Source organism: Halomonas sp. ISL-56 (genome assembly GCF_018612805.1).
Taxonomy (GTDB): domain Bacteria; phylum Pseudomonadota; class Gammaproteobacteria; order Pseudomonadales; family Halomonadaceae; genus Vreelandella.
This window is the reverse complement of sequence record NZ_JAGGRO010000019.1, coordinates 159,346-182,914: the sequence shown is the minus strand read 5'-3', so window position 1 is coordinate 182,914 and position 23,569 is coordinate 159,346. Positions and strand designations below refer to the sequence as shown.

Here is a 23,569-nt window from a genome sequence, read left to right as displayed (position 1 = left end):
ACACTCAATGCCAGTTTTACAGAGTTACATCGCAGGCCAGTGGTTCGGAAAAACCGAGGCCAAAGCACTGATCAGCGCCATCAATGGCGAAACCGTTGCGCATACCCACCAAGAAAGCATCAACTTCGCCGAAGCAGTGGCGTATGCCCGCAACACCGGCGTGAAAAACATGTTGGCGCTGGATTTCCAGCAGCGGGCAGCCATTCTCAAAGCGCTGGCCGCCTATATCCAAGAGCGTAAGCGTGAGCTCTATGCCATCTCCCACCACACTGGCTGCACCAAGGCCGACTCCTGGATCGACATTGACGGTGGCTTCGGCACCTTGTTTACCTACGCCTCCACAGGCCGCAAGGAACTGCCCTCCGGCAACGTGGCCCACGAAGGCCCGGTCACCCAATTAGGTAAAGATAACCACTTCAACGGCACCCACATCTTGGTGCCCCGCCGCGGTGTTTCTGTCCATATTAATGCGTTCAACTTTCCCATCTGGGGCATGCTGGAGAAGTTCGCCCCCGCCTTTCTGGCAGGCATGCCGTGTATTTTCAAACCAGCAACCGCCACTAGCTACCTGACCGAAGCTGCCATACGCATCATCAACGACTCTGGCCTGTTACCGGAAGGAGCCTTGCAACTGGTGATTGGTGGCGCCGGTGACTTACTAGACCAACTGGAAGAACAGGACTTTGTCACCTTTACCGGTTCAGCAAACACGGCCCTGATGCTGAAAAGTCACCCAAACATTATGGCCAAGAGCATCCCGTTCAACGCCGAGGCGGACTCACTCAACAGCGCCATTATGGCCCCGGATGTCACCCCGGAAGATGAAGAGTTCGAGATCTTTGCCAAAGAAGTCGTCAAGGAGATGACCGCCAAAGCAGGCCAGAAATGTACCGCCATCCGGCGGGTGCTAGTGCCCGCCGAGCATCTTGATGCATTGGCGAACATGATTAAAGAACGCCTTTCCAGCATCGTCGTCGGCGACCCTTATGAAGAAGGTGTGCGCATGGGCGCCCTCTCTTCTCGTGATCAGCTCCACGACGTCAACGACGCCATCGAACGCCTACTGGAAACCAGTGAGTGCGTGTTCGGCAAAGATGGTAGCTTCAAGCCTGTCGGCCAGGGAGTCGAGCACGGTGCGTTTATCGCTCCCCACTTGCTGATCAACCACAATCCGTTGAACGACGGCGGTGCGCACGACATTGAAGCCTTTGGCCCCGTCGCTACCCTAATGCCCTACCGCGGCATCGACGAAGCGCTGGCCATCGCTGCCAAAGGCAAGGGTAGCCTGGTTACCACACTGACCACCAAAGACCCTGCCATTGCTGCCGAGATGATTCCCGTCCTGGCCGCGCATCACGGCCGCCTGCAGATTCTGGATGCCCAAGCCTCAAAGGAATCCACTGGCCACGGCTCGCCGTTACCGATGCTCAAACATGGCGGGCCCGGCCGCGCAGGCGGTGGCGAAGAGCTGGGTGGCATTCGTGCGGTTCATCACTATTTACAGCGCACCGCTATTCAGGGGTCGCCCACCATGGTCGCGGCAGTGACAAGGCAATATGTGCGTGGCGCGAAGGTGATCGAGACTGACGTCCACCCGTTCCGCCGCCACTTTGACGACCTACAGGTTGGGGAATCATTGTTAACCCACCGACGCACCGTCACCGAAGCCGACATCGTTAATTTTGGCTGCCTTTCCGGCGACCACTTTTATATGCACTTCGACGACATTGCCGCCAAAGAGACCCAATTCGGCCAGCGTATCGCCCATGGCTACTTTGTGCTGTCGGCTGCTGCCGGTCTATTCGTTTACCCAGGCGAAGGCCCCGTGCTGGCTAACTACGGCCTGGATACCCTGCGCTTTATTACGCCCGTATTGGTCGGCGACACCATCCGCGCCCGCCTCACCTGCAAACGCAAGATTGACCAGGGCCGTGCGTCACCTGATGGTCACCCGCAGGGCGTGGTGATGTGGGACGTGGCGGTGACTAATCAACATGATGAGTTGGTCGCCAGTTACGACATCCTAACGCTGGTCGCGAAGCGGCAGTAACGGTTCAGCCGGTAAAGCCAGACACAAAAGTAAGGCCACAAAAGTAAGGCAAAAAGCAAAACGGATGACAGGGCATACGCTCTGTCATCCGTTTGTTTAGCAAGCACGTGGCTAATAGAACCGTACTAATAACGCCGCTTTAATACAGTAACTGCGGCAGGAAAAGCACGATTGCTGGGAAGATCAGCACGAGCAGTGCGCGTAGGGTACCCGCGACCCAGAAGGGAGTGACACCACGGAAGATAGTGCCGGTTGATACATCCGGCAATACGGCTCGCAATACGAACACGTTCATACCGACAGGGGGCGTTATCAAACTGATCTCGATCACGATCACTACCAATATGCCGAACCACACCAAATCATAGCCAAGCCCCGCCACGACCGGGAAGAAGACCGGCACGGTCAGCAGCATCATCGACATACTTTCGAATACACAGCCGAGCAGTACGTATATGGCCAGGATGACTAGAATAACCACGAAGGGCGCCACGTTCAGCCCGGTGACCAACGCCAAGAGATCATCGGGAAGCCCCGCACGGTTAATAAAATTAGCAAAGATGAGCGCCGTCAACACCACTGCAAATAGCATCGCTGTTGTACGCACAGTGTCCATAAGGACATTCATGAGTATAGTCGGCGTCAAAGCACGCTTGAGCAGCGCAATCACAAAGGCACCCATTGCGCCAATACCCGCCGCTTCAGTTGGGGTGAAGATACCCAAATAGATGCCGCCGATAACCAATACGAACAACGCTAGGGTGCTCCCCACATTTTTTAGCGCTGAAAGGCGCTCATTCCAGGGGACTTTTTCGGCCGCTGGCCCAGCGCTGGGATCACGCCACAGAACCCACTTAACCGCGCCAAGATACATCACAATGCCCAGCATGCCGGGGATAAAACCCGCTGCAAACAGTTCGCGAATGCTGGTCTCGGTAATGATGCCGTAGATCACCAGCATCACGCTGGGAGGAATCAGTATCCCAAGGGTTCCACCCGCGGCAATGGAGGCCGCCGCCAGTGAATCCTTGTAGCCGTACTTGCGCATCTGGGGCATGGCTACCCGCCCCATGGTGGCACAGGTCGCAAGGCTCGACCCACAAATAGCACTAAACCCTCCACAAGCCACAATGGTTGCCATCGCCTGACCGCCCTTACGGTGACCAAGGAAGCCGTTAGAGGCTCGGAATAGCGCATCTGAGAGCCCAGCATGGGACACCAAATTACCCATCAAGATAAACAGGGGTATCACCGATAGTCCGTAGTCCCTAGCGGTGTCTACCACCCGCCGCGACGCCATGGCTTCAGCCGCGTTCCAGTTACCCGTCAGGTAGTAGAAGCCCACAAAGCCCACGATCCCCATGGCAAACGCCAGAGGCATGCGCAGGAATACCAATATCAACAGCGCTGCAAACCCATAAAGTGCTTCAGTCATGCTTATCTCCCTGGCTGACGGGGCCACCACACTTAATCACACCCATGCCTTCTAGCAGGTAACTCACCGCTCGGCCTAGGGTGAGCAGAGCGGAAAGAAACAACATGATGGCAATCAGGTAGATAAGGTAACCATCGGGAATACGTAGAAACTCAGTGACATCGCCCCACTCGAAAGCACGCACGCCCAGCGCCCAAACCCGTGTAGCAATCACCCATAAAGCCACTGCGATAATTAGGTTGACGATCATCTGGCGCAGCCATATCCAGCGCGCAGGGAATACGGCGTCCAAGAGATCCACGCTCACGTGCTCTTCACGCCAGCATGCTACTGGCAGTGACAGGAACACCACAGCGGCCAGCATCTGCTGAGTCAACTCGACGGTTCCAAGGATAGGTAGATTAAAGAAGTAACGGCCTACTACGTCGGCAGTCGTCAGCAGCATCAAGGCAAATAGGGTGGCACCCGCCACCCCCTCCAGCGCCAGCTGCATGACCCTACCGACATTTGACCAGCGAGTCGTCAGGATCGGCATAGTCGCCCTCCACTTGGCGAAGGGTAATTATGATTGTGGCACTAAAGATGCCACGCTCTCTTGTGTAGCAGCTTCTTCAAGTTGTTGGTGGAAGTACTCAAGCGCCGCTTGCGCATCGATACCCCGCTCACTGACGTTCTCAGACCAAGTGTTAACGAGGTCATTACTGATACCGCGCAGCGTCTCAAGATCTTCGTCACCAAGGGCCGTAAAGGTATGGCCCTGCTCTTTGGCGAACTCGACGCCTCGCTCATCGGATACATCCATCATGTAGCCGAATAGTCGCGACAGCCGCTCACCCGAGACTTCTTCCACAGCGGCACGATCCTCTGCAGACATCTCATCCCAAATACTCGGATTAACCACGATGGTGAAGCTGCCTCGATAGAAGCCCCCATCCACCGTCAAGGTATAGGGAAATATCTCGGCTACCCGAAAGCTTCTAAGACCTTCCGGCACCAGCATAGCGCCATCAATAACGCCCTGAGAGCCAGCTTCATAGACCCCGGTTGGCGGCAGAGCCACACCGGTCAGGTTCAGGGCATTAGAGAGGTCTCCCATCACCCCGCCACCGACGCGAATGCGCTCGCTCTCCAGATCGGCAAGGGTTTGGTACTGCTCACGACTAAAGATCCAACCTGGGCCGTGCACGCCCGCAGCCACCACATCAACGCCACGATGCTCATCAGCTTGCGCTAAGTGCTCCTGGTGCGTATGCCAGTAAGCCGCAGAGGCGTTCTCCGACGAGAAGTCTTCGAAGGTAGGGAACTCAGGTAACTGAGTGGCCAGAAAGCGCCCAGCGTTATAGCCATGGAACACCCAGGTAGCGTCTGCGATACCATCGGCAACCATTTCCATCTGGGAAGCTGGAGGCCCCATATCATGTATCACATCTACGGTTACGCGACCTTCCGTCGCCTCTTCAATCCACGCTTTCCACGTTGGCCATACCATGGTGTTGATGCCGTGATTAGGGCCAGCCCAGGTACTCACGGTGATAGTGGTTTGCGCTAGAGCGGTGGTACTCAGCGTCGCAGCGGCGATAGCGCCGATCATCAGGTTTGTTGTTTTATTCATTTTTCTTTCCTCTGGTCGTCACGAACGGGGAGCGTCAAACGTGATACTTTATTATTGCTATAAGAAAAATATCCGAATCACGTTAGTTATCACAATGCCTGCAGATGCGTGGATCGTGCAACGATCCATCGACTAAAAGGTGCTAATACTTAAGTAGTAATTTATATTTTTTGTTAAATTACAAACGGTTAGTCTAAAAAATAGATTCCTAGAGTTATTCACGATGGCCACAGGGATATAATTTTTCGTCATTTTTTTTGTTACATAAATCACATCACCCGAGACACTAATGACGCGCCATTGATCAGGTAAGGCTTAACACCTATCACCAGAGGACGAGTCACCTGTATCGAGCCTTTAGCCAATTCTCTCCAACTGCCGTTCAAGCTTGCGCATGGTATTGAGCAAATCACGATATTCACCAACGCTTAGGGTCGACACCAGATTGGCTTCCCATGCCTGTGCTTCGGGTACTAACTTATTAAGTAGCGCTTGCCCGGCCTCTGTCAGCTGTAAGTCATGTAGTCGCTGATCCTGCTGTGATGGCGTGCGGTTTATCAGCCCACGGTCTTCCAGCGACTGAATAGCTCGAGACACGCGAGCCTTATCCATATTGGTGTAGGCGCAGACTTTTTTAGCGGTTAAATCATCACAGTGGCTGAGCCACGCAAGCACACGCCACTGGGCGATATTGAGTTGATAGGAGTCGGCATAAAGCTTTTCTAGCGCCTGACTGATCCGATCAGCCAGACGGTTAAGCTGATAGGGTAAAAATTGATTGAGGTCGAGCTCTGCCCTGGCCGAAGACTCCAGAGATGCATCGCCGCCGACTTTATCCATCGTCATTATATTTCTCCTAGAGCCGCCATTTATCTGGGGTGGTAATGAAAAATCAGCACGATAGCTGGGAATGTGGGCACCAGCAACGCGCCTATCGTACTGACCACATCATACTGACCACCTAGCGCAAGAGAGTCATCCTCGCTCCATCCAATAACCCTCTTAGCTTCCCCCAATAGCACCTCGTCACTTACTGCTCCTCAACATATATGGGCGTCATCAGGCGTAGCCACACCCTATCAGAACAAGGTGAAACAGTGCCGACAGGTACTCTCTCTTGCAACCAATTTATCGATTTTAATTATTATACTTAAGTATAGATCTGCAATAATCTTCTGATTTATTGGGCATTATTGCTAATACCGTGCAGAAATAAGACTGATTAATCTTTAGACCACTGGACATTTAGTTTCATTAGAAACTATCCTCCTGGCATACAACAATCCAATAAATACCTGAACCACCCTGATAGCACCGGAGAAATCATGAGCAAGAAATTCGCGTCCCATGCCGACACCCAAGAGAAGCAGATCAGCTTCACCAAGCTGGCAGAAGGGCTCTATGCTTACACGGCTGAAGGCGACCCTAATACGGGCATAGTGATTGGTGATGACAGCGTAATGGTCATCGACACCCAAGCAACGCCTATCATGGCTCAGGACGTCATCCGCCGTATCCGCGAGGTAACCGACCTACCGATTAAGCATGTCGTGATGTCCCACTACCATGCCGTCCGTGTTCTCGGTGCTTCCGCCTACGATGCGGAGAATATCTACGCCAGCCAGAGCACCTATGACCTGATTGTCGAGCGTGGCCAGCAGGACTATGAATCTGAAGTCGGCCGTTTCCCTCGCCTGTTCAAGGGAGTGGACTCTGTGCCTGGGCTAACCTGGCCAAACATCGTCTTCCAGGAAAAGCTGACGGTGTACATGGGAGAGCGTGAAGTACAGATCATTCACCTGGGCCGCGGGCATACCAAGGGAGATACCATCGTCTGGTTGCCGAAGGAAAAAATCATGTTTTCCGGTGACCTCGTTGAGTATGGCGCCACCCCTTACACCGGTGACGCTTACCACGAGGACTGGCCTTCCACGCTGAATCGCCTACAGGCCATGCAGCCCCAAAAGCTGGTACCCGGCCGTGGCGATGCACTGCAAACGGTTGAACAGTGCCAGGAAGCCATTCAAGGCACCCGCGACTTTTTGAATGATATGTATGGCAGTGTCAAAGCGGGCAAAGCGGCGGGCAAGTCTCTCTCCGAGTGTTACGCCGAAACCTACGCGGTACTTAAGCCGAAGTATGGTCACTGGGTCATCTTCGATCACTGTGTGCCTTTCGATATCACTCGCTGCTACGACGAAGCAGGCGGCGAATACCCGGATCCCCGCATCTGGACGGCAGAGCGCGATACCGCTATGTGGCACTCGCTGCAGGACGCCGTCGAAAATCAGTAAGTGCGACCAGTGACACCCACTGATCATGCCCAGCAGTCGGGTGTAATTCACCCGACGCTGAAGGGGAGCAATAGATGCCAACAACCTATAAAAATCCTGTCTATCCTTACCGGCGCCCGCCTGAACTCGATGTTCAAGAAGTTCGCTACTATCCGGTAGTGATTGTCGGAGCGGGGCCTAGCGGCCTCGCCGCCGCCATCGATTTGGCTCAGCAAGGCGTTAATTCGATCGTTCTGGACGATAACAACACCGTTAGCGTGGGTTCACGAGCGCTGTGCTTTGCCAAGCGCTCGCTGGAAATTGTCGACCGCCTGGGCTGTGTTGACCTGATGCTGGAAAAAGGCGTCACCTGGCAGCGTGGCCGCGTTTTCTTTCAGGAGCGCGAAGTCTATGACTTCAACCTACTGCCGGAAGATGGCCACCGCATTCCCGCCTTCATTAACTTACAGCAGTACTACTTTGAAGAGTTTCTGGTCAACCGCACTCACGACTTTCCAGAGCAAATTGACCTTCGTTGGCAACATAAGGTCATCGACGTTGATGCTCAGCCTGACAGCACCACCATCAAGGTCTCGACCCAGGATGGTGATTACCAGCTGACCTGTGACTACCTCCTCGTTTCCGATGGTGCTAACAGCCAAATTCGCGACATGCTGGACCTTGAGTGCAAAGGCCAGGTATTTCAGGATCGCTTCCTGATTGCTGATGTGGTGATGAAGGCAGACTTCCCAACAGAGCGCTGGTTCTGGTTTGATCCCCCCTTCCACCCCAACCAGTCAGTGCTGCTGCACAAAGAGCCCGATAATGTTTGGCGTATCGACTTTCAGTTAGGCTGGGATGCTGACCCGGAAGAAGAAAAGAAAGAAGAGAACATTCGGCCACGCGTGCAGGCAATGCTGGGCAAAGACGTGGAGTTTGAGCTTGAGTGGGCCAGTGTCTACACCTTCCGCTGCCGCAAGATGGATAATTTCATTCATAACAGCGTGATATTTATGGGCGACGCAGCGCATCAGGTATCACCCTTTGGTGCCAGGGGCGCCAATGGTGCCCTGCAGGGCGTCGACAACTTAGTCTGGAAACTGGCTCGGGTTCTCAAACAGCAGGCACCCAAGACGCTTTTGTCCACCTACAACACTGAGCGCCAACATGGCGCGGCAGAAAACCTCCTTAACTCTACCCGCGCCACTGATTTTATTACCCCGAAGAGCCATATCAGCCAAGTGTTCCGAGATGTGACGCTGGAGCTGGCCGAGAAGCATCCCTTTGCGCGTAGTTTGGTCAACAGTGGTCGCCTCTCCATGCCGTGCCGCTATGACACCTCACCGCTCAATACGCCCGATGTTAATGGTGGCCCGAGCGAACTGCGCCCCGGCAGCCCGGCCAAGGACGCTCCCATTCGATTGAGAGAAGAGAGCGCCTGGTTACTCAATCAATTTGGCGATGGCTTTGTGTTGTTACTCGACGGCCGTATTGATGATGTGCACGCCGACACGCTTGCCACACCCTTGAAAGAGCTGTTAGGCCGTTGCACTGATTTAAGCATGGTGGTCGTGGGCCCTGCTCCGGATGTGCTTAGCGCTCTACCGCGTACAACCATGGTGGACGACGCTGAGGAGCTAGTGACGCAACGATATGGCCTGAAAGCAGGTGGCGGGTACCTTATTCGCCCTGATCAACACGTTGCTGCGCGCTGGCACGCTATCACTGCCCGCAAGGTTGAAGACGCATTAGACCGCGCGCTGGGCGTTTATCTTGCGGGTGCCTCTGACACTACCGTCCAGGAAAGTTGCCATGCCAAGGCTTGAATTGAATCCGAATTTCACTGATCCGGACGCCTTTTACGCCGCGCTCACGGCGCTACATCGCGACCGTAGCGAGGCAGAGAGCGAGCGCATCAATGCACGCCTAATCCTGTTACTTGCTAACCACATTGGCGATCAACGGGTGCTTGAAGAGGCAATTTCCCATGCAGGGTTAGTGGGCGATAGTTAGTGGGCGACAGTTAGTGGGCGATAAGTAGCCGACATACATTGTTCACTATAACGTTCAAATAACGCAGGACTTAACAATGACTGAACAATTGCACTATCAGAGCGGTTTTCATAATCACTTTTCAACCGAAGCACTTCCAGGGGCATTGCCGATTGGGCAAAACTCCCCTCAGAAGTGCGCTTATGGGTTATATGCAGAGCAACTAACCGGCTCCGCATTTACAGCGCCACGTCATCAAAATTTCCGTAGCTGGCTTTACCGTATTCGCCCTTCTGTCGTTCAGAGCGCGTATCAGCCACTCGAAAATCACAAGGTACACACCGCTCCATTAGATAAACCAGCGGCAGATCCCAATCAAATGCGCTGGGATCCCGTTTCTCTACCGAGCGAGCCGACTGATTTTATCGACGGCTTATTTACCATTGCCGTCAATGGCGATGCGGGTACACAGGCTGGCGTAGGCGTGCATGTCTACACCTTTAATAAAGACATGACCGAGCGTTTTTTCTACAACGCTGACGGAGAACTGCTGTTTGTTCCCCAACTGGGCGCCATTCGTCTACGTACCGAATTTGGTGACATCGAGATCGATAATGGTGAAATTGCCGTTATTCCACGCGGTGTGAAATTCCAAGTGCGCAGAGCTCAGGGTGTTGATGCTGCGCGGGGATATATATGCGAGAACTATGGCAGCCCTTTAGAGCTTCCAGGCCTCGGCCCCATCGGGTCTAACGGTTTAGCAAACCCGCGTGACTTCCAAAGCCCCGTGGCAGCCTATGAAGATCTAGAAGGCGACTACCGTTTAGTGGCTAAGTTCTCTGGTCGTTTCTGGGAGAGCAAACTCGACCATTCGCCGTTAGATGTCGTGGCGTGGCACGGTAACTGCGCGCCTTATAAATATAATCTGGCTAATTTTAACACCATCAATACGGTTAGCTTCGATCATCCGGATCCGTCAATCTTCACCGTATTGTCGTCCCCCTCCGATACGCCGGGAATGGCGAATCTTGATTTTGTCATTTTCCCACCGCGCTGGATGGTTGCTGAGAATACCTTCAGGCCCCCCTGGTTCCATCGCAACCTAATGAGCGAGTTTATGGGGCTGATACACGGCGAGTACGATGCCAAAGCGGAAGGCTTCACGCCTGGCGGCGCCAGCCTACATAACTCAATGTCGCCCCATGGCCCCGATGCTGAGACATTTGAGAAAGCCTCCAACGCGGAGCTCAAGCCCCATTTCATAGGCGACACCCTGGCCTTCATGTTTGAGAGCCGCTACTTCTTTCACCCGACCCCTGCGGCGCTGAATGCTGACTTCCGTCAACGTGACTATGTGGATGTTTGGTCGACGCTGCGCTCCCACTTCAACCCCAGCCAGCCCTGAACCCGACACCCCCTGACGACAAGGATTGATTCACCATGAAACTTGCAACACTTAAGCAGGGCCGCGACGGAGAACTTATCATTGTCTCTCGTGACCTTTCACGTGCAGTGAGCGCTGTTGATATTGCGCCCACACTTCAGGCAGCTATTGAGGAGTGGGCGACGGTTAGCCCCAAGCTGGAAGAGCGCTATGCACAACTTAACAGTGGTCGTACCGAAGGTGCTTTTGAACTTGACCAGCGTGCGCTGCACTCCCCTTTACCACGTGCCTATCAGTGGGCTGACGGCTCCGCCTACCTGAACCATGTCAAGCTGGTACGCCAGGCACGTAATGCCGAGATGCCCGACACCTTCTGGACTGACCCGCTAATGTATCAGGGCGGTAGCGACGGTTTCCTGGCCCCCACCGAGGATATCGAAGCGGTGAGTGAAGAGCATGGCATCGATTTTGAAGGTGAGATCGCCGTTATTACTGACGACGTGCCGATGGCAGTGACGCCCGAGCAAGCAGCCAAGCACATTAAGCTAGTGATGCTGGTCAACGATGTGAGCCTGCGTGGCCTGATTCCCGGCGAGCTAGCGAAGGGCTTCGGCTTTTTCCAAGCCAAGCCCGCCTCTTCTTTTTCGCCTATTGCGGTGACTCCCGATGAGCTGGGCGATGCCTGGCAGGATGGCAAGGTACACCTGCCGCTGACCGTGCACCTCAATGGCGAGAAGTTTGGCGAGCCAGAAGCCGGCCCAGATATGATTTTCAGCTTCCCACAGCTGGTTGCCCATGCGGCCAAGACCCGCTATCTAGGCGCGGGTGCTGTTATTGGCTCGGGCACTGTTTCCAATCCCGACCCCGATGGCGGCCCTGGAAAGCCCGTGGCTGACGGCGGCGTGGGCTATAGCTGTCTAGCCGAAGTGCGCATGGTGGAGCAGATACTGTACGGCCAAGTAAAAACGCCCTTTATGCGCTTTGGCGACCGAGTGCGCATCGAGATGTTCGACCGCGATGGCAACAACATCTTTGGTACGATCGACCAGCAAGTCGTGCAGTACCCACCCAAATAAAGCCAGGCAACATAAGGAAGGCAACATGACGACGCTTTACGGCTATTTCCGCTCGTCGGCTGCTTATCGGGTACGTATTGCCTTAAACCTGAAGGGCCTGGACTACGACCAGGTGCCGATCAATCTGGTGAAAGGCGAGCAACGGGGTGGCGACCATTTGGCACGCAACCCCCAAGGGATGGTGCCTAGTCTAGTGCTGGATGACGGCTCAGTGGTTAACCAGTCGCTGGCTATCTGCGAGTATCTCGATGAAGTGTATCCCGAACCCGCGCTGCTACCGGCGGATGCGTTAGCCCGCGCCCAGGTTCGCGCCCTCGCGCAATTAGTGGCTTGTGAAGTTCACCCCCTCAACAACCTGCGGGTGCTCAAGTATCTCGTCGCTGAGCTGGGGGTAGATGAGGGAGCTAAGCTAGCCTGGTATCGCCACTGGATTGCTGAGGGCTTCACAGCCATGGAAGCAACGCTCTCGACTGACCCCAGCAGCGGTGATTTTTGCCATGGTGACACCCCAACGCTTGCAGATATCTGCCTAGTTCCCCAGGTGTATAACGCCGAACGCTTCGAGTGCGATTTATCAGCGTACCCGACACTCCAGCGCATCGCTGCCAACTGCCGGACACTGCCAGCCTTCCAAAAGGCAGCACCCGAGGCGCAGCCTGACGCCAGCTAACCCCTCCTGAACAGGCCGCGCATTGCGCGGCCTGCCTTTCGCTTGGCGGGCAGCCTCAGGCGGCTTCGACAGCGATGGTTTTCGAACGACCTTGGCGTAATTCGATCAGCAGCTTCTCGCGGCGCGCATTCGCTTTCTCGGCGGCAGCTTCGCGGACTGGCCCGTAGCCACGAATCTCTTCCGGCAGCTTGGACAGTGCCAAAGCAGTGGCATGATTAGTGCCATCAAGACGCGCCACTAGCTCGTCAATCAGCTGCTCGTAGTCCGCCAGTAAGACACGGTCGAGCTTCCGGTCTGCGCTGAAGCGGAAAGGGTCGAGGGCCGTGTTGCGCAAACCGCGCATCTTGGCCAACGCGCCCATTGCCTTCAACATCCAGGGGCCGAAGCGACGCTTCACGGGACGCCCTTGCGTATCCTTACGGCCACTCAACAGCGGTGGCGCCAAGTGGAAGGTTAGCTGGTAATCCCCCGAAAACGTTGCTTTCACTTCATCCAGGAAATCGCTCTGGGTGAAGAGCCGCGCCACTTCGTACTCATCTTTATACGCCATCAAGCGATAGAGCTGATGGGCGACGGCTTCACTCAATGCTTGGCCACCGTTTAACGCTGTTTCTGCTTCGCGCACTTTTGTCACCTGGGTGACATAGCGCTCAGCCCAGGCACGGTTCTGATAGCGCTCCAGGTGGCGACGATTACGCGCGACCACGTCGTCGAGAGTGGCATTCGTGGGCAGTGGCATCGTATCAAGGTGCTGCTGGAGGTAGTCGGGTTCCACCGCTGCCAAGCGCCCCCAGGCAAATGCCTGACGGTTCTTTTCCACGGCGACGCCGTTAAGCTCCAGGGCACGCTGCAGTGCAGGTTCAGACAGCGGCACCAACCCTTGCTGCCAGGCAAACCCAAGCATCATCATATTGGAAAACACCGTATCCCCTAGCAGCTGTTCAGCCAGGCGGTTGGCATCCAGCGATGCAAAGCGTTCGTCTCCTACCGCTTCACGCAACAGATTAAGGCGTTTGCTGGGCTGCATATCCGCGTCGCGGTAAAGGACATAGTCCGCGGTGGCTAGCTCCGCCAGGTTGGCAACAATACGGGTGGTCGGCTGAAGCACGTTCAGCGCTTTCTGCGAACTGGCCACGACCATGTCACAAGCAATGACAGCATCGGCCTGCCCCGATTCGATGCGTACTTGATTCAGCTCGTTGGGCTGCGCTGCCAAGCGAACATAGCTAAGTACCGCCCCGCCTTTTTGAGCGAACCCCATAAAGTCGAGCACGCTGGAGCCCTTGCCTTCCAGGTGTGCCGCCATCGTGATCAACTGCCCGACGGTCACCACGCCCGTGCCACCAACGCCCCCCACCAGTAGGTCATAAGGGGCCTTCAGAGGCGCGATTGCAGGATTAGGCAAATGCGCTATACGCTGCCAAAAGGCATTATCCGCCGCAACACCCTGGCCTTTACGCAGCTGGCCACCTTCAACAGTGACAAAACTGGGGCAAAAACCACTGACGCAGGACATATCCTTGTTGCAGGAGGACTGGTCTATTTTGCGCTTGCGGCCTAGCTCGGTCTCCCGCGGCACCACCGATAAACAGTTGGACTGTACGGAGCAATCACCACAGCCTTCGCAAACATGATGATTGATAAACACCCGGCGGGCGGGATCTTCCATCAAACCACGCTTGCGGCGACGACGTTTCTCCGCCGCGCATACCTGGTCATAAATCAACACGGTGCAGCCGGGAATCTCGCGCAGTTCACGTTGCAGCGTATCCATCTCCTCTCGCCCGTGGAAAGTCACCTCCTTAGGAAACTCTTTTTCATGCCCTCGATACTTTTCGGGTTCATCGCTGACTACCATGACCCTGCGCACGCCTTCATCCAACGATTGCCGGGCAATCATGGGGACATTGATCTGCCCATCAACAGGTTGACCACCCGTCATGGCCACCGCGTCGTTGAACAGAATCTTGTAGGTAATATTGACGTTGGCTGCCACCGCCTGGCGAACGGCCATGGAGCCCGAATGAAACCAGGTGCCTTCTCCCAAGTTCTGGAAAATATGGCCATTTCCGGTAAAGCGGCTTTTACCTACCCAGTTAACACCCTCGCCACCCATCTGAATTAACGATTCGGTGCTGCGATCCATCCACGAAGCCATAAAGTGGCAACCAATACCCGCCAGGGCTTTGCTGCCTTCAGGCACCTTGGTGGAGCTGTTGTGTGGGCAACCCGAGCAGAAATACGGCATGCGGCGTACACCGCCAAGTTCCTTAACGCCCGCTTGGCAAGCATCAATGGTTGCCAGCTTGTCGCTAAAATCAATCTCGAAAAAGCGCGTAAGGCGCTCTGCCACGAAACCAGCCAAGAGACGCGGGCTAAGTTCGCCAACATAGGGAATCAGTGGTTTGCCGGTTTCATCCTGCTTGCCGGTAACGATTACCTCGCCTGGATGGTCGGGTTCCGACATGTACTCCTTCAACTGACTTTCGATAATGCCGCGTTTCTCTTCAATGACCAGCACCTCACGCTTGCCATGAATAAACTCAAGGATGCCGGGGCGATGGAGTGGCCATACCATCCCAACCTTATATATTTCTATCCCGAGATCACGCAGCTTGGCTTCATCCAGCCCCAGTAAACGCAGCGCCTCAAGCAAGTCCAAATGACCCTTGCCTGTAGTGACTAGCCCAAAGCTCGTCTGCTCTTGGCGAAATAGATACTGATCAATCGGATTAGCCGTAGCAAACGCCTGTACGGCGGCCAGCTTGTGCTCAATGCGGGTCTCGAGTTGTGGCCCCGGCAAATCGGGCCAGCGATAGTGCAGCCCGCCCTCCGGCATCTCGAAGTCGGGCGTTACATAATCGGGCAAGGGCGGCACCTCGACTGAAGCACCACTCTCTACGGTTTCAGACACGGCTTTAAAACCCACCCAACAACCCGAAAAGCGTGAAAGGGCATAGCCCCAGAGCCCAAAGCGTTCATACTCCGCCAATGACGCAGGGCTTACCACCGGCATAAACCACGCCATAAAGGCGACATCAGACTGGTGCGGCATAGAGGATGACACACAGCCATGGTCATCCCCCGCAATCACCAGCACACCACCCGTCGGCGAGCTGCCGTAAGCATTACCGTGCTTCAAGGCGTCACCCGCGCGGTCAACGCCCGGCCCTTTGCCGTACCACATGCCGAAAACACCCTCGACTTGCCGGTCAGGATCCGTTTCTACCTGCTGGCAACCCAGCATCATGGTGGCGGCCAGGTCTTCGTTGATAGCAGGAACAAAGTCGATGTGATGCTCTTCCATGGCAGCTTTCGCCCGCCAAATCTCTTGGTCTACACCGCCCAGGGGCGAACCACGATAGCCGCTGATCAGCCCTGCCGTATGGCGACCATTGCGGCGATCAAGCTCGGCCTGACGTAAGGCGATGCGTACCAAAGCTTGGGTGCCAGTGAGAAAAATACGGCCTTCGCCACGGCTATAGCGGTCGGCCAGCTGATAGTCATCGAGGGCAATATCGAGAGGCTGGGTAAGAGAACCCGCCTGCTCAGCGATTGAGGGGGTGGTCATGAGCGTTCACCAGTACGGTTGAAGAGTTATGGTTGTAATACGCTTGAGTCTAGCCAAGAGCGCACTAAAGGTGCTTGCTAATTCACCCTTCAAAACCCTGGTTATTAATCATTACTTTCATTTTTAGCGTTTTTTCGCAATGATATTCAACAAATCACAAATAAATGAAATAGCTCTATGAAAGAAGCAACCAAAGAAATCACCTTAGACAGGCATGATCAGCGCATCCTTACCCTGCTTCAGCAACAGGGGCGCATTACCAACAATGAGCTTGCCGAACAAATAGGCCTCTCCCCCGCCGCCTGCTGGCGACGAGTCAAGGCGTTGGAAGAGAGTGGCGTTATTCGTCGCTTTGCTGCACTGGTGGAACCCAGCCTGGTGGGCCAGCCACTATCAGCGCTGGTCATGGTGACGCTGGTTCGCCATCACATCGATAATACCGTCGAGTTCGAAAACCGCATCCTGCAATACCCGGAAGTGCTGCAGTGCTATGCCACCACCGGCAACGCCGATTTCGTGCTGCGGGTGGTGATTGAAGACATGGCCGCTTATGACCGGTTCCTGAATGAAAAACTCTTCACTCTGGATGGCATTTCCCAGGTCAACTCCAATTTCGTGCTGCGTAATATCAAAGAAGAGACCGCTATCCCGATTCGCTGAATCAGCCAGCATGGCTCGCTCTCACCGAGCGCTACGCCTTAAAATTTAAGACGTAAATAGAGTGCCAACCTCTCCAAAATTAGTTGCCATTGAAACTATTCAGAGGCAAGGTAACCCGTGTGATTTACGCAACCCCAAGAAGACGCCCTTGCTTGGGGATAGGCGTTACCAATAACAACATTTGTCAATAACAACATTTATTAATAACAACATAGACGCTAATAGCGTCGGCTCTGGAGTTTCAATATGAATAAATCAGCTCGCTTACTAGTGGCTGCCACGGCTGTTTCAAGTATGGCGTTCAGTATGTTTGCACTTGCGCAAGCAACGATCACTGTCAGCACGTGGGGCGGCCCTAACCATGGCGTTAATACCATTGTTTGGCCGACTTGGAAGGCCTGGATTGAAGAAGCCACTGAGGATCGTGTCACGGTAGAAGTAGTGCACGATATGGGGCCTCCACCGGCACAAATGGAGATCGTTGCGGATGGTATTGCGGATGCCAGCTGGATTTTTCACGCTCATATGGCGGGCCGTTTTCTAGCAACGCAGTTGCCTGAATTCCCTACCTTTGAGGAATTTTCCTCAGAAGATGCTTCCGCTGCGTATTGGCATACCCATCAAGAATATCTGCAGCAAGCCAATGAGCATCGCGGCGTCGATGTGGTTGCGATGGGGGTACATGGCCCTGGCCAAATATTCACCCGTGATCAAATTAGCTCAATTGATGAGCTTGCGGGCAAACGGCTGCGCGTGGGTGGCGGCGTGATGAGTGGTTTAGCCGAGGCAATGTCCGTGACTGGCGTCGCCATTCCTCCCACTGGCACCTACGAGGCCGCCTCTCAGGGGGTTGTTGACGGTGCGATGCTAACGCTTGAAAGCCTGCGCAGCTTTCGCGTTGCCGAAGTAGCCCCGCATACCCTCACCGTAGACGGCGGCTTCTACCGCGGCAGCTTTGCAATTGTCATGAATCCCATGTTTTGGGATCAAGTATCAGACGAAGACCGCGCGGCGATTGAAGGCGTATCGGGTGAGCGACTTTCACGCTTGTTTGGCTACATGATGGATGTATCCGACCAGCGCGGTGTTGAGTTTGGTGAGGAAAATGGCGCGACCTTTACCCAGGCATCGGAACAAGACATTGATTACCTGCGGGGCGTTGCTAGTAATTTGCTGGATACCTGGAGTGAGGCCGTAAAGAGCCGAGATGTGGACGCACCAGCAGCGCTTGCCTTCTTTCATGAACAGTTAGTCAATGAGGCGGCTGAAGAAAGTATCGCCTCAAGTGTTGTTAGTGACTGAGTGACTGAAGCAGTAGATTGAACGTTCTCGCCGCTGCTTATGGCTGACGGCGGGAACCTTTTGTCAATTAGTCACGCTTCCCCTGTACTTATTTTTTCCAGTGCTTATTTTTTCTAGTACTTATTTTTTCTAGTACTTAGTTTCCCCAGTACTTACTTTATCCCATCACTTAGCTTCCACACCCATTTCAATCTAAATCCTCCGCATCCTGTTTCATTTGAAACCAACTTGATCCGCGTCAAGATACTTCACCTCTCAGCGACTAATACTACGACCATCATCAAGAACGCCTGAGGGAGAACTATCATGGGCATGGGTACTGCGAAGAACACAGACACCACCTCTTGGTGGGGACGCCTAATAGAGCGCTCCCATCAACAGTGGATGGGAGCACTTTAACTACTCTAATTCAGACACTACTTAGAATCTGTTTCTAGAATTGGGTCAGGAAGCCTGGTGACGCAGCCGCGGGCTAGCCAATTCTCCCACCACGGTGATAAGCACCAGCAGGGCCAACAGCCACGGCCACTGAGTGCCTACCTGGAGGGTCGCAAGGCCCAGCGCATCGATGAAAATTAGCACGATGCCTAACGGGCTAACGTAACGCACCATAAACAGCCACAGCGTGTGCTGGGTACGGGAGAGCCCTAGTTCCTGCCTGAATATTTCAGTACGCAGCAGGAAGCCTGCCATCAGTGCCATGCCCAAACCGCCTAACGGCATCATCCAGCGGGAGGTTAGGTAGTCCAGCCAGTCGAAGAAAGTGCGGCCTGCTAGCGTCCAATCCGCGCCCATGTTGAATGACAGCATGGCCAAAGTACTCACCAACCACAGCACAATACCCACACCCCAGGATGCCCGTTTACGCGTCATTCCTTTGCTTGCCACGAGCCAGGCCACGGTCGCTTCAATCATCGAGATCGACGATGTCAGCGCGGCCATCGATAGCATCACAAAGAACAGGACGCCAAACAGCGTACCAAACGGCATCGCTTGGAAGGCCAATGGCAAGCTCATGAAGATCAACCCTGGCCCTTGGCCGGGATTCATTCCGTTAGCGAAAATAATCGGGAAAATAGCCAAGCCTGCCATTAGTGCGACAACGGTATCGGCAATGGCCACGCTGAATGTCGTGCGCGCGATGGAGTGCCCTTCTGGCAGGTAAGAGCCATAGGTAAGAATCGCGCCAGAGGCGAGCGACAAGGTAAAGAAAGCATGCCCCAGTGCCGCTAATAGCCCTTCGCTGCTTAATCCTTCCGTATTGAAAGAGAACAGAAAAGACCATGTGTCGGCGAAGCCACCGGAAAAAGCACCGTAGCCGATCAGTATCCCCAGCATGATGACCATGCCTGGCATCATCCAACTGACGCTCTTTTCAATGCCTGCTTGTACGCCTTTGCCCACGATGAACATGGTCAGCACCGTCACCAACGTGCTCCAGGCACCTAGCGTCCAAGGGTTGGCATTATTGGCGGCAAAAATTTCCGCCATGTCATCGACGCTATTACCCGCCAGCCCACCACTCAGCATCTTCCACAGATAGGAAAATGACCAGCCCGCGACCACGACGTAGAACGACAGAATCATGAAGCCACACAGCATGGCCATCCAACCGAAGATCGACCAGAAGCTACCATGGCCCGACTCATGTACCACACGGCGGATTGCGTCGATCGGGCTGCCTCGCCCACGGCGGCCGAAGCTGATTTCAGCCATCATGATGGGGACGCCGACCGCCAATATGCAGGCCAGGTAGACCAGCACGAAAGCACCACCCCCAAACTCGCCAGTGATGTAAGGAAACTTCCAGATATTACCCAGTCCCACTGCAGAACCAGTGGCTGCCAGTACAAATCCCCAGCGGCCCAGCCACAGCGTCTTGGGAGGCGTATTTGTCGTTGTCATTGGGAAACCTTATAAATTGATATTGTTTTTAGGCTATTTATTTATGAACAGCTAAAACAACTACTTAAAGTTGATTAGCTGCCTCTTAAAGCCAGCTAAATGCAATCAGCCAGTCATCGAGAGCAATCTATTAAGAGTCTAGGGAGATAGCGATAGGGCAGGAATAGGGTGATATCGCACTCGGCGCGACGCTAAGCCATATAAGCGAGACGCAGCTGTAAACTAATCGTTACACTTGAAAAGGAATGCCGTTGGACGGGGTCTTGCCGTTGCATTTTTCTGACATCCCGTAAAGAAATCGTGACAGTTAATTCCCCTGCCATGGGTCTTTTTAAGAGTCTTCTTGAGCACCTATGCCATAACGTTTGAGTTTATTGGCAACGGTTGTGTGCGAAACGCCCAGCCGTTTTCCCAACTGGCGGCTAGAAGGGTACTGTTGATACAGCGTAGTTAAGATGTTTCTTTCCACCTCTCCCAGCATATCGCTCAAGCTTCCCTCTAATGGAATGCCAGCCAACTCAGGCGATTCCTCTCGGTGAGGAAGGCGCAAATGCACCGGCTGGATGGCTTTTTCTTCACACAGTGACACTGCCTGGAACAGCACATTTTCCAGTTGTCGAACATTGCCCGGCCAGTCGTAACGGGTGATTTTTTCCAACGCAGCAGGCGAAAGCTCGGGCACAGGACAGCCTATCTGACGCGCCGCACGATCCAGCATATAGGCTGCCAAGTCTGCGATGCCATCCAGGCATTCTCGTAAAGGTGGCACCTGTAGCGAAAGCACATTTAGCCGGTGATAAAGATCGAGCCGAAACACCCCCTCACTACACAGCTGAGGCAAGTTCTGTTGAGTGGCACAGATTACCCGGACATCCAGGAAGGTTTCCTCGTCGCTCCCTACACGCCGGAAACCACCATCCTGAAGAAAGCGCAACAGCTTCGTCTGCAGCCGGGGACTCATTTCACCGACTTCATCAAGAAATACCGTGCCACCTTCGTTAAGCTCCAGAAGGCCCAGCTTACCTTCCGGCCGAGCGCCTTCGAAGGCACCGGGGGCGTAACCGAAAAGCTCTGTCTCGGCCATTGACTCAGGCAGCCCGGCACAGTTGAGCACCACAAACGGCGCTTGCCCACGGGGGCTTGCCAAATGACAGGCTCTGGCCACCAGCTCTTTCCCGGTTCCCGTTTCCCCCACAATCAACAACGGTGCCTCTAATGGCGCCATGCGACGCGCCTCGTTGATGACGGCTTCCAGTCGCGAACTCGACTGAAAGATGGCTTCAAAGCCACGCAGCTCCTGACGCTGCACCTGATAAATACGCGCACCGATACGGTCGGCACGGTGTAAGGTCACGACCGCCCCCGCGAGAGAATCAACCTTAGTATCTTCCGTATGCAGTGGCGCGATATCAGCCAGAAAAGTATTCCCTTTCAGTTTGATCCGTAATCCATTGATGCGTGAGTTGTTTCGGCGAATCAAATCGGGCAGATCCACCTCGTCAAGGTAACGATCCAGTGAGAGCCCCGGCACTTCTTGAACGCGCACGCCTAAAACCTGAACAGCACTACGATTGGCCGCCACAATTCGGCCCTGCATATCTATCGACATCACTGGGTCAGAAAGCGAGGACAGCAGCGCATCCAGCTCCAAATGACGCCGCTCGCTGGGCATCAAACTGGCGCGCTTAACACCAAACACACCGGGGATGGCTTCCAATACCGGTTTAAGCGTCTGTAGCTGCGCATTGAGTAATTTTGGAACATATAAATAGATGGTATTACCCTGATCGCCCCCTACCTCTCCCCGGGCAACATTAATTCGGTAGTCAGCAAACTGGGCCACTATATCGCGCAGAATACCGATTCGATTCTGGCAGTAAAATTTAAGACGCATAGAGCCCTCACGGCACAAAACCAACTCAGCTACTTAGCCACCACTCACTGGCAGCCCCTGCTCTTCTTTCATACTGCGCAGTATTATTTCTGAGCGAACCTGGGTGACATTAGGATGAGGCAATAAATGATGATGAATAAAGTCTGAAAACGCTGTTAGATCCTTGGCGATGATATGTAACACATAATCTGCGTCTCCCGACACAGAATAGGCCTCGCGCACCATGGCATGCTTCGTCAGTAACGTCACAAAATCACCATCCATGCTTTCACCATGAGCTTTGAGATTAACTCTGGTGATAGCACGCAACCCAAACCCCAGGCTGGTGGCATCAAGCCTAGCCGAATACCCCTTAATGACACCTTCGGCTTCTAACCGTGCTTTGCGGCGGGAGCACTGCGAGGGAGACAGGCTGACGCGCTCTCCCAATTCTGAATTGGTGAGGGCTGAGTTCTTTTGTAACTCTGACAAAATTGCAAGATCATAACGATCCAAGGAAATTCCGTGCATACAGCACTCCTATTACGCACATTCTGTGCACTATTTGGCTGCATGTTAGGTTAGTTTGCAACCTAATTGTACCGACTCTTCCCTATACTGAACTTGTCACCCAACAAGACAATAAAGGAGAGACAGCGATGGGCCCCTTCCCTCATGACGCACCCAAAGCAACCATAAATGATGCAAACCCAGCGGGCACAGATGGCTTCGAGTTTGTTGAATTTGCACACCCCGAGCCGGAAAAGCTGGATAGCTTATTTCGGCAAATGGGTTTCGTTCCCGTTGCAAAACATCGTGACAAGTCGATCACCATTTATCGCCAGGGCGATATCAACTACCTTCTTAACAGTGAGCCTAACTCGCATGCGTCAGCGTTTATTGAGGCACACGGCCCATGCGCTCCAGCAATGGCTTGGCGCGTCGTTGATGCTCAGCATGCGCTAAAACGTGCCGTCGACTTGGGTGCAGAAGAGTTCACGGGTAATAAATCCATCGATGCGCCTGCGGTTATTGGCATTGGCGGTTCGCTGCTTTACTTTATTGACACCTATGGCGAAAAAGGCAGCTGTTATTCAAACGAATTTGAGTGGTTCGATGAGGTAGACCCTAATCCTAAGGGGTTTGGTTTTTACTATCTTGATCATCTCACTCATAACGTTATTCGCGGCAATATGGACACGTGGTATAAGTTTTACCACGACACCTTTAACTTCCGCGAAATACGCTACTTTGATATCACCGGTAAAATGACAGGCCTTACCAGCCGCGCATTGACGTCTCCCGATGGTAAAATTCGCATACCCATTAATGAAAGTGCCGATGATCACAGCCAGATCGAAGAGTACTTGCGCGAATATAACGGCGAAGGCATTCAGCATATCGCCATTGCAACGAACGATATCTACTCCGGCACTGACTTAATCGCTGATGCAGGGCTCGAATTTATGCCTGGCCCGCCGAGCACCTATTACGAAAAGTCGTTAGAGCGCGTTAAAGACCACCAAGAGCCTCTCGATAAACTGCGTAGCCGTGGCATTTTGATTGACGGCGAAGGTGTCGTGGGCGGCGGCGAAACCCGAATTTTGCTACAAATTTTCTCAAAAACGGTCATTGGGCCTATCTTCTTCGAGTTTATCCAGCGTAAAGGCGATGATGGTTTTGGAGAGGGCAATTTTAAAGCACTTTTCGAGTCCATCGAAGAGGATCAAATTAACCGCGGCGTGTTGCACAGTACCGCTGAATAG

The 23,569-nt window shown here is 53.9% G+C and carries 18 protein-coding genes; 10 read left to right on the top strand and 8 right to left on the bottom strand.

The window, feature by feature from the left end:
- Positions 1 to 7: 7 nt before the first annotated feature.
- Positions 8 to 2,050: a phenylacetic acid degradation bifunctional protein PaaZ gene (gene paaZ, locus J7J49_RS16675; RefSeq protein WP_215094180.1), complete on the top strand. Its 2,043-nt coding sequence runs from the start codon at positions 8 to 10 to the stop codon at positions 2,048 to 2,050.
- 139 nt (positions 2,051 to 2,189) lie between these two features.
- Here paaZ and J7J49_RS16670 read toward each other — a convergent pair whose 3' ends face one another.
- The 4 genes from J7J49_RS16670 to J7J49_RS16655 all read right to left on the bottom strand — a co-directional run bounded on the left by J7J49_RS16670 (position 2,190) and on the right by J7J49_RS16655 (position 5,943).
- Complete coding sequence (locus J7J49_RS16670) at positions 2,190 to 3,485, bottom strand: TRAP transporter large permease (RefSeq protein ID WP_215094179.1); 1,296 nt, start codon at positions 3,483 to 3,485, stop codon at positions 2,190 to 2,192.
- Positions 3,478 to 4,020, bottom strand: a complete 543-nt coding sequence (locus J7J49_RS16665) for a TRAP transporter small permease (RefSeq protein ID WP_215094177.1) — start codon at positions 4,018 to 4,020, stop codon at positions 3,478 to 3,480. The genes J7J49_RS16670 and J7J49_RS16665 overlap by 8 nt, the downstream gene beginning before the upstream one ends.
- 27 nt (positions 4,021 to 4,047) lie before the next feature.
- Complete coding sequence (locus tag J7J49_RS16660) at positions 4,048 to 5,097, bottom strand: TRAP transporter substrate-binding protein (RefSeq protein ID WP_215094175.1); 1,050 nt, start codon at positions 5,095 to 5,097, stop codon at positions 4,048 to 4,050.
- 357 nt (positions 5,098 to 5,454) lie between these two features.
- Positions 5,455 to 5,943, bottom strand: coding sequence for a MarR family winged helix-turn-helix transcriptional regulator (locus tag J7J49_RS16655; protein WP_064235579.1), 489 nt, complete (start codon positions 5,941 to 5,943; stop codon positions 5,455 to 5,457).
- Positions 5,944 to 6,422: 479 nt separating this feature from the next.
- On the opposite strand from J7J49_RS16655, the gene J7J49_RS16650 reads away from it, so the two are divergent.
- From J7J49_RS16650 to maiA, 6 genes are all read left to right on the top strand, one after another.
- A complete protein-coding gene (locus J7J49_RS16650; RefSeq protein ID WP_215094174.1) occupies positions 6,423 to 7,391 on the top strand; it encodes an MBL fold metallo-hydrolase in 969 nt (322 codons plus the stop codon).
- Positions 7,392 to 7,465: 74 nt separating this feature from the next.
- Entirely contained in the window at positions 7,466 to 9,196 is a 1,731-nt protein-coding gene (locus J7J49_RS16645) for an FAD-dependent oxidoreductase (protein WP_215094172.1), read from the top strand.
- Positions 9,183 to 9,383, top strand: coding sequence for a DUF2783 domain-containing protein (locus J7J49_RS16640; protein WP_215094170.1), 201 nt, complete (start codon positions 9,183 to 9,185; stop codon positions 9,381 to 9,383). The genes J7J49_RS16645 and J7J49_RS16640 overlap by 14 nt, the downstream gene beginning before the upstream one ends.
- Positions 9,384 to 9,459: 76 nt before the next feature.
- Positions 9,460 to 10,767 (top strand): homogentisate 1,2-dioxygenase, encoded by a 1,308-nt coding sequence (hmgA, locus tag J7J49_RS16635; RefSeq protein WP_215094168.1) that lies wholly within the window; start codon positions 9,460 to 9,462, stop codon positions 10,765 to 10,767.
- Positions 10,768 to 10,802: 35 nt separating this feature from the next.
- On the top strand, positions 10,803 to 11,822 hold the full coding sequence (locus J7J49_RS16630) for a fumarylacetoacetate hydrolase family protein (protein WP_215094166.1): 1,020 nt from the start codon (positions 10,803 to 10,805) through the stop codon (positions 11,820 to 11,822).
- A gap of 25 nt (positions 11,823 to 11,847) precedes the next feature.
- Positions 11,848 to 12,492 (top strand): maleylacetoacetate isomerase, encoded by a 645-nt coding sequence (gene maiA, locus J7J49_RS16625; protein WP_215094164.1) that lies wholly within the window; start codon positions 11,848 to 11,850, stop codon positions 12,490 to 12,492.
- 55 nt (positions 12,493 to 12,547) lie between these two features.
- Here maiA and J7J49_RS16620 read toward each other — a convergent pair whose 3' ends face one another.
- A complete protein-coding gene (locus J7J49_RS16620) occupies positions 12,548 to 16,063 on the bottom strand; it encodes an indolepyruvate ferredoxin oxidoreductase family protein (RefSeq protein ID WP_215094162.1) in 3,516 nt (1,171 codons plus the stop codon).
- A 177-nt stretch (positions 16,064 to 16,240) separates the two neighbouring features.
- Here J7J49_RS16620 and J7J49_RS16615 point away from each other — a divergent pair, with 177 nt between their 5' ends.
- Positions 16,241 to 16,723 carry an Lrp/AsnC family transcriptional regulator gene (locus J7J49_RS16615; protein ID WP_064235587.1) on the top strand — a complete coding sequence of 161 codons (483 nt, stop codon included), beginning with the start codon at positions 16,241 to 16,243 and terminating at the stop codon, positions 16,721 to 16,723.
- A 246-nt stretch (positions 16,724 to 16,969) separates the two neighbouring features.
- Entirely contained in the window at positions 16,970 to 18,025 is a 1,056-nt protein-coding gene (locus tag J7J49_RS16610; RefSeq protein ID WP_215094160.1) for a TRAP transporter substrate-binding protein, read from the top strand.
- Between the two features lie 444 nt (positions 18,026 to 18,469).
- On the opposite strand, the gene J7J49_RS16605 is transcribed toward J7J49_RS16610, so the two are convergent.
- The 3 genes from J7J49_RS16605 to J7J49_RS16595 all read right to left on the bottom strand — a co-directional run bounded on the left by J7J49_RS16605 (position 18,470) and on the right by J7J49_RS16595 (position 22,334).
- Positions 18,470 to 19,930 carry a sodium-dependent transporter gene (locus tag J7J49_RS16605; protein ID WP_215094158.1) on the bottom strand — a complete coding sequence of 487 codons (1,461 nt, stop codon included), beginning with the start codon at positions 19,928 to 19,930 and terminating at the stop codon, positions 18,470 to 18,472.
- A gap of 331 nt (positions 19,931 to 20,261) precedes the next feature.
- Positions 20,262 to 21,824 (bottom strand): sigma-54-dependent transcriptional regulator, encoded by a 1,563-nt coding sequence (locus J7J49_RS16600; protein WP_215094156.1) that lies wholly within the window; start codon positions 21,822 to 21,824, stop codon positions 20,262 to 20,264.
- Positions 21,825 to 21,857: 33 nt separating this feature from the next.
- Positions 21,858 to 22,334, bottom strand: a complete 477-nt coding sequence (locus tag J7J49_RS16595; RefSeq protein ID WP_064235591.1) for an Lrp/AsnC family transcriptional regulator — start codon at positions 22,332 to 22,334, stop codon at positions 21,858 to 21,860.
- 128 nt (positions 22,335 to 22,462) lie between these two features.
- Here J7J49_RS16595 and hppD point away from each other — a divergent pair, with 128 nt between their 5' ends.
- The gene (hppD, locus tag J7J49_RS16590; protein ID WP_215094155.1) at positions 22,463 to 23,569 is read left to right on the top strand and encodes a 4-hydroxyphenylpyruvate dioxygenase; all 1,107 of its coding nucleotides are present in this window, start codon (positions 22,463 to 22,465) and stop codon (positions 23,567 to 23,569) included.

Bases quoted from the DNA above. Each gene is read 5' to 3' on its own strand.
- paaZ (WP_215094180.1), top strand. From the start codon at position 8: ATGCCAGTTTTACAGAGTTACATCGCAGGCCAGTGGTTCGGAAAAACC.
- J7J49_RS16670 (WP_215094179.1), bottom strand. From the start codon at position 3,485: ATGACTGAAGCACTTTATGGGTTTGCAGCGCTGTTGATATTGGTATTC.
- J7J49_RS16665 (WP_215094177.1), bottom strand. From the start codon at position 4,020: ATGCCGATCCTGACGACTCGCTGGTCAAATGTCGGTAGGGTCATGCAG.
- J7J49_RS16660 (WP_215094175.1), bottom strand. From the start codon at position 5,097: ATGAATAAAACAACAAACCTGATGATCGGCGCTATCGCCGCTGCGACG.
- J7J49_RS16655 (WP_064235579.1), bottom strand. From the start codon at position 5,943: ATGACGATGGATAAAGTCGGCGGCGATGCATCTCTGGAGTCTTCGGCC.
- J7J49_RS16650 (WP_215094174.1), top strand. From the start codon at position 6,423: ATGAGCAAGAAATTCGCGTCCCATGCCGACACCCAAGAGAAGCAGATC.
- J7J49_RS16645 (WP_215094172.1), top strand. From the start codon at position 7,466: ATGCCAACAACCTATAAAAATCCTGTCTATCCTTACCGGCGCCCGCCT.
- J7J49_RS16640 (WP_215094170.1), top strand. From the start codon at position 9,183: ATGCCAAGGCTTGAATTGAATCCGAATTTCACTGATCCGGACGCCTTT.
- hmgA (WP_215094168.1), top strand. From the start codon at position 9,460: ATGACTGAACAATTGCACTATCAGAGCGGTTTTCATAATCACTTTTCA.
- J7J49_RS16630 (WP_215094166.1), top strand. From the start codon at position 10,803: ATGAAACTTGCAACACTTAAGCAGGGCCGCGACGGAGAACTTATCATT.
- maiA (WP_215094164.1), top strand. From the start codon at position 11,848: ATGACGACGCTTTACGGCTATTTCCGCTCGTCGGCTGCTTATCGGGTA.
- J7J49_RS16620 (WP_215094162.1), bottom strand. From the start codon at position 16,063: ATGACCACCCCCTCAATCGCTGAGCAGGCGGGTTCTCTTACCCAGCCT.
- J7J49_RS16615 (WP_064235587.1), top strand. From the start codon at position 16,241: ATGAAAGAAGCAACCAAAGAAATCACCTTAGACAGGCATGATCAGCGC.
- J7J49_RS16610 (WP_215094160.1), top strand. From the start codon at position 16,970: ATGAATAAATCAGCTCGCTTACTAGTGGCTGCCACGGCTGTTTCAAGT.
- J7J49_RS16605 (WP_215094158.1), bottom strand. From the start codon at position 19,930: ATGACAACGACAAATACGCCTCCCAAGACGCTGTGGCTGGGCCGCTGG.
- J7J49_RS16600 (WP_215094156.1), bottom strand. From the start codon at position 21,824: ATGCGTCTTAAATTTTACTGCCAGAATCGAATCGGTATTCTGCGCGAT.
- J7J49_RS16595 (WP_064235591.1), bottom strand. From the start codon at position 22,334: ATGCACGGAATTTCCTTGGATCGTTATGATCTTGCAATTTTGTCAGAG.
- hppD (WP_215094155.1), top strand. From the start codon at position 22,463: ATGGGCCCCTTCCCTCATGACGCACCCAAAGCAACCATAAATGATGCA.